The organism is Paenibacillus vulneris (assembly GCF_039543185.1).
In the GTDB taxonomy this organism is placed as follows: domain Bacteria; phylum Bacillota; class Bacilli; order Paenibacillales; family NBRC-103111; genus Paenibacillus_S; species Paenibacillus_S vulneris.
This window is the reverse complement of the sequence record NZ_BAABJG010000027.1, coordinates 12,666-25,685: the sequence shown is the minus strand read 5'-3', so window position 1 is coordinate 25,685 and position 13,020 is coordinate 12,666. Positions and strand designations below refer to the sequence as shown.

Below are 13,020 nucleotides of genomic sequence, written 5' to 3'. Positions count from 1 at the left end.
GGAAATGAAAAAGAGGCCCGCAAAGTCTTTCCTTAAGACTCAGCGAACCCTTTTTTCCAGCCCCATCTGCTATAAGCCGCGATACCGCACTCACCCTTGTTTTCTTACCTCTGCTCTGGTACGGGAAGCGCTATATTGAAAATAGTAAGCCATGAAAATAAGCACATGCAACCCGCCGAGGACGAGATAGATATTGCTGAATATGGCGCCTCCGGGAGTGAGATTCAACGGATTCCAGGAGTGTATAGTCCGGATATCCAATATGGTGCTGTACACCCCTGTTCCAATCGCTTGGGAAATGAAGTTCAGCATCGAGAACATCCCCATGCCGACTCCCGTTTGCTTCGGCTCCAAAGTTCTGGAGATGGTGTTGGACATCGTAATCATCATATAGGACTGGCCAACATTTCCGAGGATCAGAATGGCTGACACCCATAGCGGGGAGATCCCTGAGAAGGCTGAGAGCAGCAGGAAGCATGCTATAAGAAGCAAGGATGCCGTGTTGAAAAGAAAGGCATTGCCTCTGGCATCTGCCAGCTTTCCGCCTTTGCGGCCCAAGATAGCGGATGCAACGGCTGCCGGGACCATCGCCATGCCGATCCACTGAGGAGACAGCTGATGGACTTGTGACAGCAGCAATGGGGTAATAAAGTACAGGGACATCCCGATGCCATTGATGATAAATGCCAGTACAACCCCTGAAGCATACGGCTGATGCCGGAACAACCCCGGTTGAACGAACGGTACGGCTGCCGTGTGGATTCGCCATATAAAGCCTGCCGCTGCGATCAAGCCGCCTAACGCAAACCACCATCCCCCATTGGTAACACTGATTAAAAGCAGCACTACGGTAAGCGCTAAGGTTAGGCCGCCTATCCAATCGAAAGGAGCTGGTGTCCCCCGTTCGTCCCCCAGATGCTTGCGATAGAAAGGAAGTGTGATCAGAATGAGCAGCGGCACGGCAAATAGCCACCTCCAATGGGCAACGCTCACAATAAGCGAGGATACGACCGGTCCAATAGCGCTGCCGAGCGCTAACCCCGTAGCCGTCATCCCCAGAGCCATCCCTCTCCGTTCAGGGGCAAAATAACGTACGGGAATCAGCATTGCCGTTGCAGGAATAGCGGCCGCGCCAGCAGACTGAATACATCTTCCGATTAACGCCATGACGAAGGTTTGGGAGCACAGACCGATCAATGAGCCGACTCCGAACAAGACGAGCCCGAAGGTGATGACGCTTTTCAGCCTATATTGATCGGCCAGCTTCCCATAGGTTACCGTTCCTACGGCATAAATCAACGTATAGGCCGATGAAATCCAGCTAACCTGAGCGATGGAAAGCTGAAACTCCTGACTCATTTCCGGCAGGACAATGTTAAACATGAGAGCGCTCATCGAGGACAGCATGACCGTAAACATCAGGATACGTATCAGCGAGTCCCCTTGCTGCTTTACATCCGTATTCATAAGCTTTTTCCCCTCCAGATGTTTATTATTATATGATTATTTCTTGTATGCAAGTACTTACTTACATCACAGTTAAAAATAAATACTAGGGGGTTAATGCCCTAGCAAAGGTGCGTACGCTTTCCTCAATAAATGCATTCATCGGGGCTGCGGGAAAGCTCGGACTGTCCGAGTGGAGATTGCTGACGAAGGCTCCATAGTTCATCCACATAAACGACAAGGCCTGCAGCTCCCAATTCGCTTCGATCAGCTTTCCTTTTTCATGCATGGTCTGAAAATAGTTCGCCAGCAGCTCTTTCAATTTCTGAGGGTGTTTATTTGCTTTTTCCCGAAACTCCGAAAAGACACTCCCTTCTTTAAGGGCAATCTGGATGATTTTCCGGTTGCGGTTCATCGCCTCGTGATAGGTACGGCTGATCAAGAGCAGATCGGTGTGCAAATCCCATACAAGCTTTTCTTGAAACAGCCTTGTCATTTCTTCACTGTAATGATGCTGATGAAAGGCTGTCTCCAGAAGATTTTGCTTGCTGCCAAAAAGCCGAAACAGCGTCACTTCGTTCACTCCGGCTGCGGCTGCAATTTCTTTGGTTGAGACGCCGTTATACCCTCTCTCGGCAACAAGCTCGATCACGGCTGTAAGCAATCTGTCGCTGCTGCTCATCTCCTTGCTAATGCGGCTCTCCTCCTTTCCTTTATATGCAAGTGATCACTTACATGTGAAAACATGGTAAATCTTTTCCGTTCAAAAGTCAAGTGTCTTTTCCATAACCATCCCCTCCTTATCACGGATTGAGCAATAACGGATGTAAGCAAAAAAACACCTCTGCCCTCTCTCTTCATTGCGTTTGGAGGGGCAAAGGTGTTCCCTAACTCTTTGTTAATTCATTAACTGTGCATATTGCAGAAGGCGTTTGACCATAACGGCGGCTTCGGCTCTTGTTGCATGTTCCGCCGGAACGAAGGTACGGTCCGTCATCCCGTTAATAATGCCCGCGTTCACAGCTTGTGCCGTCGCCTCCTTAGCCCATCCGCTAATAGACGTTTGATCCGCGAATTTATCCAGAGCTTTGATGTCGGCAGCAGGCTGCTTAGTAGTGATCTTCATTGCTCTTGCAACCATGACCGCCATTTGCTCACGGGTCACGTTAGCGTCCGGTTTGAATGTGCCGTCCTCAAAGCCGTCAACCAGACCTGCTTTAGCAGCTGTACCAACCGCACCCGCATACCAGTCGGTTGTCTTTACATCGTTGAACTTGGCCGCATTGTTCTCGGAAAGTCCCAACCCGCGAACCAGGATCGCTGCAAATTCCGCGCGGGTAATCCGGTTATCCGGCGTAAAGCCGGTATCCGTCATTCCTTTGACTACTAGCTTGGAGGCCAGCAGCTCTACATCGGCTTTAGCCCAATGATTGCTCATATCGGCAAAGGTTTTGGAGGACTCTGCTACTGCATATATACTGTTGCCCGGACGCTGGATCATCACTTGAGTGGAGCCGCCTGCGGCGGTAAAGATCGCAGGCACAAAGCTGAACTCCCCGTTCGACGGGTTATACAGCACGGCTGTTGCCTTCTTCGCGTCCACCGATTTGCCGATGTTCATCGTTCTGGTTACATAATGAAGTCCAAAATCATTTACTGCAGCCGATTTTCCTTTGCCCTCTATGGTAACTTGAAAATCAATTGCTCCCGACAGGAGCGTCAAGCCGGATTGCTTGGCTCTATCCTTGATGGCCCCCAGAATCGTATCGTTCACCTTTTCCATCGTAATTGTAATACTCAAATCCTTCATGTCTACACCAAGTGACTTAGCCATTCCAGCAAAATCAACCGCTCTAATCGGCAGATCATACGTAACATCGCCATACTTCACGGACAAGATCAATGCAGGTAATTTGGACAACGCATCCGCCAATGGCTGTGCTGGAAGCTGGAATTTCGCTGTCGCTGCGTCACCATGTTTTGCTTCGATGGTCAATTTGCTTGCTGTGGAGCCGTTAGATGTTAGTGCCTCCATTGCTTTGGCCAGCGTCGTTGTATCGAGAGCTACCTTCGCAATCGAACGGCCGTCATCCGCCTTCTCCATAACAGGATCGAGTGTCACCGTCTGTGTCCCGTCCTTGGAAGGCTGTACGCTTGGAGTACCGGTTCCTGCAGAAGTACCGCCTGAGCTTCCACTGCTGCCTCTGCCGCTGCTTACTGCATAAGGTGTGACGAACACTTCGCTTGAGTTGATGCTTTCTCCCTTAGCATTGGCGGCCGTTACAACGTAATAATACTTCGTCCCGTTCAATAAGCCGGTATCTGTATATACATTGTTTGTTACATTCGCAGCTACTGTAGAATAGCCTCCTCCCGCCGTCATACTGTGTTTCACGTTATAGTAAGTCGCACCGCTGACCGTATTCCATGACAAAAAGACTTGGCTGTTCCTTGGTACCGCTGTAAGTCCAGTTGGAGCCGCGATGACACCTGGCTCTGGTGTACCTGGGTCGGTCGTTCCTGGATCCGTTGTACCCGGATCGGTTGTGCCTGGGTCGGTTGTGCCTGGATCTGTTGTGCCCGGATCGGTCGTGCCTGGGTCCGTACCCGAAGCAGGTAATGTAGTGACTTTAAGCGTCAATCCGCCCAATGTGGAATATACGGAATTATATACAGACTCGCTTACAGCCCTCACTTTGAATGTATAATCCGTATTTGGCGATAGATTCGTTGCCTTATAGCTATAAACATTAGCGGCTACCGTTGCTAGCTTGCCGTTTCCTTGATAGACTTCGTAGCTCGAAGCCGGAAGGTTCGTGGTTGCGCCGCCCCAGTTAAGATCAACGCTTGTATCTGTCTTATTCACAGCCTTTAGCGCAGATGCCCCTACAAAGGAAATAGGTCCGAAAGCCTTCACTTCATTTACATTAATGTCTCCGTCCACTTCATCAACCGTGAATTTTATAAATCTTGCATTGACGGGAGCAGGAATCGTAATCCTCTCCGCAATTTTAGAAATTGCCGGATTGCCGTACTTTCCTTGACTGACGCGATCGTCGGTCACGATTTTGATCCACTTGCTGCTGTTAGGATCTGTGAACGCCTCTCCATCCGTTGCATAGTAGAAAGACACCTTTTTCAGCTTATTCTGATAGCTGTAATATTCAAACGTATTGACCGGAGTCGTTTCCCCGATATCTACCATCATCCATGCCGATGCGGAGCCTTTGAGAGCAACCCATCGGGAACTGTCCACGTCGTTATCCAAAGCTTTACCTGCGCCGTAGCTGCTCGTATCATCGTTCCAGACTCTAGAGTACTGAACTTCCTTGTTAAACAATAGGTTATCGGAAGGGTTTCTGATCCCTGTAGTTATAATCTGTCCTTCCGCAGCTGCTGTCGACGGAGTACCCCGTCTTATCGAATACACCTTCACCTGGTACGGCATGCCTGGAGAAAGGTCTTTAATCGTATAACTGGTATCCTTATAATCATTAGCGATAGTTCTTTCATAACCGTCCGTAGCTAATACGACCCTGTAGCTCTGCGCATCCGATACGGCGTCCCAGCTGACGTTAATCGATTTATCCGACACGGCTGTCGCTGTAACCGATACAGGAGGGTTAGGGATGATCGGATTTCCGTCCGTATGCAGCACCTTTGCCTCACTTTCCGCGGAAAGCATCGGTTTGAACGAATACGGATCCGTATAAGCGGTTCTCACGGTAAACTCGTACTCAGCACCAGGATCTAAATTCGTCAGCTTGAAGCTGTTCGAAGCCGCATTCTCTACGAATGGTTTTCCGTTATCATAAATCACGAAATAATCAGCAGGCACCGGATCCCATGAAATCGTTGCTTCTGAACCCCCGGTGTAATCTACTTTTACATTTTTTGGCGTTTGCGGTGCGTTATAAATCTCCAGCTCCGTTAAACGCGGAGGACCTGTCATTTGCGCTGTCGTAGTGCCGGCTGTATTAGAGCCAGAACCATTTTCGAAATAAAACTTTACATATCTGGACGAATAGGCTTTTCCAAGATCGATGATGTATTGTTTATCCGCCGTATCATCTCCACCGCCATTAGCAGCGTTAAAGTAAGTCCAATCTTTGCCTCCATCTGTATACAACGGATCTACTGGTGTGAACGAAACGGATTCCAAAGCCCCTGCGTCATGATCAGCCGTATCATCTGTGATGGAGACGTTAACATATTTCAATCTCAAGGTTTTTGCAAAAAGCTTCACTTGGTTAAAGTCCATTTTCTTCCCTAAATCAACAATAAGATTCCCTTTTTTGGAGCTTTCGGTACCCATCCAGCTTAAGTCGCCAAGGGCGGATGTATTACTCAGGGGTACGGCAGTCAAGTTCGTATATTTCACCGGATCCACTTGTACGCCATCCGTTAGTCTCTCCGCTTTTGCGTTGGCTAACTGAAGGGCATTCCCTGTTTTTGTCCCCACATTGTAAGCCTTTTTATTATAGGCAAGGTTTACGGACGACACGCCTACGGCAGACTTGGCTACTGTCATATCGGCAAGATAAATTTTGGCATCCTTGACATTCGGGTTCGATTTGTCCGCTTTGCGGTAAATCCCCCATTTCGGACGGTTAATCATATTGGACACTGCAGGATAAGGCCCTTCAAAGGTCTGATTGTTATACTTGATCTCGGGACGTCTCCACATGTCCAGAACCCGGTTCGGATCGTTATATTCCATGATTACTTTGCCGGTCGCTGCATCCTTCATGGTCATGGTCACCCAGCCATACTCGGAGTTGAGCACTTTGACGGTAATATCGACCCACTTGTCCTTAACGGAGTTGAGCGGCACGCTCGCAAGCGTTTCTTGCCCGGCATCCGTTCCGATATCCGCATAACGGAACTCCAGATTCTGAGTCGCCGACGACGATATTGTGAACGTTAATATTGGATTGCCATCCTCGGAGCTGGAGAAGTTCGGGTAATTCGCCGCATCATGAAGCGGTAATTTGTTGCCGACTAGACCGAAGGAATTATAAGCCTTGTACTGGAAAATATGAAAAAAGCCGTCGGGCTTCTGAATATCCTTATCGATCTTGAGCTTCCAGTGAAAAGCCGTGATTTCATTTTCAACCGCTACCAGGTTCCTGCTTTCTTCCCCCGGCCTGATTTCAATTCTTTGTCTATCGTCATTGCCGCCGGTAAATTGACCGGTTGCCGGATCATACTTCGTTCCATGCAAATAACAGGTATAGCAATCATTACCGTTGACCTCGACTTTGAATACTTCCTGTCCCAATGCGGCGTCATATACATTTTCTACATGCCTGGCCGCTTCGGGCAGGATTTGTCTTACTGTTTTGGTAGCACCCTCAACAGGATTATCCGTGCCAAATGCCTCTCCGAAAACATCAAAAGGCGATCGGTTAGAATCTGCATCGATATGGACGAAATTACCTCCATGACTTGCTATAAAATCCGGATCCAGCACATCAACACCGGATGAACTGCTTGCGGATACGGAAGGAGCATTCCATATACCGGAACTGGTGACCATCAATGCGGTCAGTAATATCGCCGTTGTTTTCTTGAAACGCATAAAACCATCCATTGCAGTTTGACCCCTTTCCTCATAAATCCATGATGAAATGACTCTGATCGGCGGAACCGTTTACAAAATAGTATGGCAGCGATCGTCCCCCCTCTTCCTGTTGCTTCATTCATTGTAGGATACAAGCGTATGGCCGGGGATGTCATTTTTTATGGTAGGGGTGGTTTTTTTTATTATTATCCCGACTGCCCGGAGTCCTCGGACGAGCCTAAATTTGCAGCATTAAATCGAAAACAGCCAAGCAGCCCGGTGAACCGCCCGGCTGTACGCTTACTCAATGCCTACCCCCAATCCGGGATAAAAACTCCCAATCCCGTCAGCAGCAGCCCTGTGCCCAAGGTAAGGATGAAAGCGTACTAGTCGTCTCCATGGTATTAGCTCTGCAAGCATAGCCCAAGCAAACGTTACCGAAGGCACGATAGTAACAGGAATCGCAACCGTGCCTCCCGTTTCAATACATTCGTCTCTCTCGTTGTTTGAGGTCGATTGGCACCCCTTGTCTCAACAGCATCTTGTCATTTGCTTACCTTCATAAATATTTTTTGCATCAGGCTCGGTCCTGAGATTCTGCTGTTCTGAAACGCTGCTATGACCCACTTGCCGTTCTGTTTAACAACGATGTTGGTATTTATAGAGTCTCTTTTGCTCGGGGCCGTTTTTTGCCATCTTAATTTGACGACGCCAAGTCCATGGAAGATCGCTGTCTCCGGCGATAAGAACCGGATCTTCTTGATCTCTCCTTCCAGCGTAGACCCACGTAGTACACCGTTCCACAGCTGTTGATGGGTTTCGGCAATTGCTTTTCTCCCTATCAAATGTTCCCCCTGAAAGGTCACATAATCGGCATCTTCGGTAAAACAAGAACCGTAAGCCGTTCCATCCCCACGATCCCATGCCCATTTCAGCTTCTGAAAAAGCTCATTAATCTCTGCAATATCCTGCGAATGGTTCCTATCCATGCTAATCGCTCCTCATTTTTTTATTTCCAACCGTCACCGGTCGGATCGGCTTAAATAAGCCATTGAACTTCGATGCGAATCAACCCATTTGTCCTTACCACGATAAGATTTTTGTTAATTCAGATCACTTGTGATATACTTGGGAGGAACAAAATCTTAATACGTAAATTTTCTTTATCAATTAATTATCTTAACGAATCAAGATATATTTTTATCTTAATGCGGAGGTATGAAAATGTCAAGGGATAGTTTACCTTTTGCCGAGCTTTCATCAATACAGCAGGATTTACTCCACGAATTGCGGCAGAACAGCGCACGTGCCGTTATGTTTCACCAATTGATTTCCGAGAAGCTAGGTTTGAATGCCACCGATCACAAATGTCTGGATTACTTGAACGGAATCGGGCCCGCGACAGCCGGACAGCTGGCACAGCTTACCGGTCTTACTACGGGAGCCGTTACGAGCGTAATCGACCGTCTGGAACAAGCAGGCTATGTCGTTAGGGATAAGGATCCGAAGGATCGCAGACGCGTCATCGTCAAACCCGTGCCGGAAGGATCGGCTCAAATTTCACCCCTGTTCCAATCGGTCATGCAATCGACTCTCCAGATCTTCTCGCAATATACAGATCAGGAACTGCAGTTGATCCTTACCTTTATCAAACAATGTAATGAGATGACGCTGACTGAGATGACCAGGCTGAAGAAGGACAATGACAGCGCACCGTAAGCAGGCTCCACTACGGCAATATTGGCAGGCCTTTGCCCTATCTATAGGCAAAGGCCTTAGTTTCGTTCTATCGATGCTGTATTCAGACCGTCTATCCTCCCTTTGTATCATGTTGCATATGCCCTGTCTCTTGTGCCGCGAAAACCTCCCGCCATCCTCCTTGTTATATCCACCCATGACAGCCGCTCCCAAAAGCCGGATATCTTTAGCCTCTGGATGAGCTCCATCTAATGATGCCAAACGCTTAAACAGCAAAGTAAGCTTGCATAAATTTGGCTGTTCAGGGAATGTCTAAACATAGGAGGGATGCGCTTATGTTCAAAGATATCCGCAATCCGATGTCTTTCTTGAGACAAAAAAAACGGGCGTCGGACGAAGCTAAACTGGATGAGAAGCTCAACCAGATGGAGCAAATTGCGATCAGCCATCAGCTGGAGCATAACATTCAAATGCTTCACAAATCTTTGGGCAAAAGCGATGATCTAGTCATCCGCCATTTTCATATCGGGGGAAATCCGCGATACGCTGCGGCGCTGGTGTATATTGACGGATTAACCAATGCCATCATTATTGATGAATTTATTTTAAAAGCGGCAATGTTCAACACCCGCGAAGGCCTTGAGCCTGATCCATCCGCCGATTCGAGCCGTGTGTTTGATATGCTCAAGCAATACGGCTTACCTATTAATGAGGTTGGGGAAACCAACACCTTGAACAAGGCGATCCGCAGCATTTTATCTGGGGATACCGTCTTTCTTATGGACGGAACCGATACAACGTTTCTGTTAAACACCAAGGGCTGGGACAAACGGGGGGTCGAGGAGCCGAGAACTGAATCGGTCGTGCGCGGCCCGCGCAATGGCTTTACCGAAACGCTGAGAGTCAATACGGCACAAATCCGGCTTCGTCTGAAGGACCCGTCCCTCGTTATAAAAAATATGACCGTCGGAAGACGGAGCAATACAGATATCGCCGTCATTTACCTGGATGGCGTAGCCAACATGAAGATCGTGAACACGGTGATTCAAAGAATTGAGGCAATCGACATCGACGCCGCCATGGAAAGCGGATATATCGAGCAGCTGATCGAGGACGCCCATTGGACTCCTTTTCCCTTAATTCAGAATACGGAACGGCCGGATAAAGCGACCGCCAATATCCTGGAAGGAAAAGTGATCATCTTATGCGACGGCACACCGTTCGGCCTCATCGCACCTGCCGTGTTTTCCCAGTTTTATCACAGTCCTGAGGATTATTACGAACGGTTTCTCATAGGTACTCTTATCCGGCTGATCCGGTTCCTAAGCATGGTTATGGCACTGCTGCTGCCTTCTCTGTACATCGCCTTCAGCTCGTTTCATCCGGAGATGATCCCTTCGAGGCTGGTCATCGCGATGGCGGCGGGACGGTCCACCGTTCCTTTTCCTTCTATCGTCGAAGCGTTTCTAATGGAGGTAACGATGGAAATATTGCGTGAGGCCAGCGTTAGGCTGCCCGGACCGATCGGTCCGACCATTGGCATCGTCGGCGCCCTGGTCGTCGGACAAGCGGCGGTACAGGCCGGCATCGTCAGCCCGATCATGGTCATTGTCGTCGCTCTGACGACGATCGGTTCCTTCGCGGCCCCGAGCTACAGCGCCGCCATCGCGCTCCGAATGTTACGATTTCCGGTCATGATCGCCGCTGCGTTATTCGGATTGTACGGGATCATGCTGTTTCTGATTTTGATCATTATTCATTTGTGTTCGCTCAAATCGTTTGGCGTTCCTTACCTGTCCCCTCTGGCTCCCAGCAAAGTATCAGATATGAAGGATACGGTCATCCGCGCTCCGCTGTACTGGATGAAGAAACGGCCGAAAATTTTTAAACCGAAGGATGAAAATAGAATGGGCCCTAAGGAAGGAGGGACAACAAATTGAAGCATAACGGAGAGCAGGAAAATGATTCGTCCAATACGATGACCGTACGTCAATCTTCTTGGCTCATAGCAAGCACCATTATCGGTGTCGGTGTCCTCACCCTTCCCCGCAGCTCAGTGCACTATGCCCGGGAAAGCGGCTGGCTCTCGACCATTCTGGGTGCATTGCTGTCTATGGTGGCCATGTATATCATTGCGTCGCTGGCCAAACGGTTCCCATACCAAAGCATAGTCGAGTACGCCAGACAGATACTTGGGAACTCCAAGCATCCCGCAGTTGGCTGGATACTCAGTCTTCCTGTCCTCCTTCCGTATTATGTGTACTGGGTGATCAGCACGGCCATCGTTGCGAGAATCTTCGGCGAAGTGGTTGTAACTACCGTTCTGATTAGAACCCCTTTGGAGGTGATTATCATCTCCATGCTGCTGGTAGCCTTTGTTTTTACCTTACATGATGTGCAGGTGCTTGCGCGCGTCAATGAAATTTTGTTAGTCATCATCGTCATTCCAATATTGGGTATAGCTCTCTCCTCTTACCAGAGTGCGAATCTGGAAAATTTATTTCCGATGTTTCGTGTGAGCTGGTTCAACTTCATGAAAGGAGTCGCTTCGTCGGCGACCTCCTTTCTCGGCTTTGAGATCATGCTCATGTTTCTGGCTTACACCGCAGCCACTCAAAAAATTATAAAAGCCAGCATGTGGGGCATAGCCATACCGGGAATCGTGTATGCCCTGATCGTCATTGCGGGGACAGCTGTGTTCGGTGTAGATGAGCTGGAGCTGCTCGCCTGGCCTACCCTGGAGCTGGTCAAAACGACGCAGGTGCCTGGATTAATCCTGGAGCGTGTGGAATCCGCCTTCCTGGGCGTATGGGTAGCCGCCGTATTTACATCGGTCGGTAATACGTATTATGCCGGCTCACTTCTGTTGAGACAAATGTTTCATCTGAAAGGGCACCGTCTGATCGCGCTCTTCCATTTGCCCCTTTTTTACTGGCTGGCGATGTATCCCCCAAGCACGACGAAGCTGTTCGAGTACTCCGATTACTTGGGGTATTTTGGCAGCACGGTCGCCTTTACCATTCCCGGCATACTTTTGCTGCTGGCTATCATCCGAAAAAAAGGCTCGGGCGGCAAAAACAAGGAAGCAGCAACCAGTCCTCAGATTAATTTGGGGGGCGGTAAAGAATGACCTTCAGGCATCCTGTATTCAAATGGATTCTGCTTGCCTGCCTGTTTGGCTTCCAGCTCCTGATGACCGGCTGTTGGGATCGGCGTGAAATCGAGGAGCGCACCTCTGTCGTAGGTATCGCGATTGACAAATCCAAGGAGCACCCTTCCCATTTGCTCGTAACCGTTCAAATCCCCATCCCGATCAAAATAGCCGGTGCCAGCGGCGGGAGAGCGGGTGGCGGCAAACAAGCGGTTCGGGTGATGAGCTCGGAAGGAAAGACGGTTGTCGAAGCGTTTCAAAATCTGCAGAAACGGCTGAACCAAGAGCTGTTTTATGGACATACGAGGGTCATCGCCATCGGCGAAGCCGCTGCCCGTGAGGGTGTCAACCATATATTCGATCCATTCCGCAGAGATCCGCAAATCCGCCGGCTGCTTTGGCCTTTAATCGTAAAGGGAGAAGCCCGGGATCTGTTGAAGGCCGGTCCCAATCTCGAGCAAATCCCGATCGTATACGTCATGACCCTTATAGAAAACGGAGCCAAAAGCGGCCGAATCCCGGACATGAACCTGGGGAAATTTTATATCGATCTGACCTCCAAAACGCGCGACCCGTATTTGAATTACGTCGAAGTGAAGGACGACGATATCCGGTGGGAAGGGGTAGCCGTTTTCCGCGGGGTACGGATGGTCGGCGTTCTTCCAGGCCAGGATACGTGGCAAATGCTTAGAATCCGGGAAAGGAAAAGCGGGGGCAACATCACCTTTCCCTATCAGGGGAATCCGAGCCAACTGATTACCATCAATACGGAGTTCGTCAAATCCCGAAATGAAATTTCTTACGTCGACGGACATGTCGTCTCCAAAACACACATCTCTCTGGAAGGAGATTTACTGGAGAAAACATTCGGTTCCAATCTTTTCAAAGAAGAAGAAATCGCCAAAATGGAAAAGGATGCCGAGAAATATTTGGAGAAAGAAGCGAAGGTGGTTATTGCCAAGCTTCAGAATCAATATCGTTCAGACATCCTCGGGCTTGGGAGCAAAATCCGTTCCTTTCAGCCAAAAATATGGGAAAAGCTGGACTGGAAGGAGGATTTCCCGAAAGCCGAAATTCAAATCACCTACGATATGAAAATCCGGAATACAGGAATGGAAATGAGGTAGGGCTGGCAGTTGGCCTCCCGTCTATTATCCTGCCT

8 protein-coding genes are annotated in these 13,020 nt (G+C 49.0%); 4 read left to right on the top strand and 4 right to left on the bottom strand.

The features are described 5' to 3' along the window. Positions 1–90: 90 nt before the first annotated feature. The 4 genes from ABEA66_RS22995 to ABEA66_RS22980 all read right to left on the bottom strand — a co-directional run bounded on the left by ABEA66_RS22995 (position 91) and on the right by ABEA66_RS22980 (position 7,998). Positions 91–1,467, bottom strand: coding sequence for an MFS transporter (locus ABEA66_RS22995; RefSeq protein ID WP_345591159.1), 1,377 nt, complete (start codon positions 1,465–1,467; stop codon positions 91–93). 85 nt (positions 1,468–1,552) lie between these two features. Further along, positions 1,553–2,128, bottom strand: a complete 576-nt coding sequence (locus ABEA66_RS22990; protein ID WP_345591157.1) for a TetR/AcrR family transcriptional regulator — start codon at positions 2,126–2,128, stop codon at positions 1,553–1,555. 216 nt (positions 2,129–2,344) lie between these two features. After that, positions 2,345–7,039 (bottom strand): S-layer homology domain-containing protein, encoded by a 4,695-nt coding sequence (locus ABEA66_RS22985; RefSeq protein WP_345591155.1) that lies wholly within the window; start codon positions 7,037–7,039, stop codon positions 2,345–2,347. 515 nt (positions 7,040–7,554) lie between these two features. Further along, entirely contained in the window at positions 7,555–7,998 is a 444-nt protein-coding gene (locus ABEA66_RS22980; RefSeq protein ID WP_345591152.1) for an SgcJ/EcaC family oxidoreductase, read from the bottom strand. Positions 7,999–8,233: 235 nt separating this feature from the next. Here ABEA66_RS22980 and ABEA66_RS22975 point away from each other — a divergent pair, with 235 nt between their 5' ends. The 4 genes from ABEA66_RS22975 (at position 8,234) to ABEA66_RS22960 (ending at position 12,985) form a co-directional block, all read left to right on the top strand. Beyond that, positions 8,234–8,728, top strand: a complete 495-nt coding sequence (locus ABEA66_RS22975) for a MarR family transcriptional regulator (protein ID WP_345591150.1) — start codon at positions 8,234–8,236, stop codon at positions 8,726–8,728. Between the two features lie 314 nt (positions 8,729–9,042). After that, positions 9,043–10,647 (top strand): spore germination protein, encoded by a 1,605-nt coding sequence (locus tag ABEA66_RS22970; protein ID WP_345591149.1) that lies wholly within the window; start codon positions 9,043–9,045, stop codon positions 10,645–10,647. After that, entirely contained in the window at positions 10,644–11,837 is a 1,194-nt protein-coding gene (locus ABEA66_RS22965) for a GerAB/ArcD/ProY family transporter (RefSeq protein ID WP_345591148.1), read from the top strand. Before ABEA66_RS22970 ends, ABEA66_RS22965 begins: the two co-directional genes overlap by 4 nt. Next, positions 11,834–12,985, top strand: coding sequence for a Ger(x)C family spore germination protein (locus tag ABEA66_RS22960; RefSeq protein ID WP_345591147.1), 1,152 nt, complete (start codon positions 11,834–11,836; stop codon positions 12,983–12,985). The genes ABEA66_RS22965 and ABEA66_RS22960 overlap by 4 nt, the downstream gene beginning before the upstream one ends. Positions 12,986–13,020: the final 35 nt, after the last annotated feature.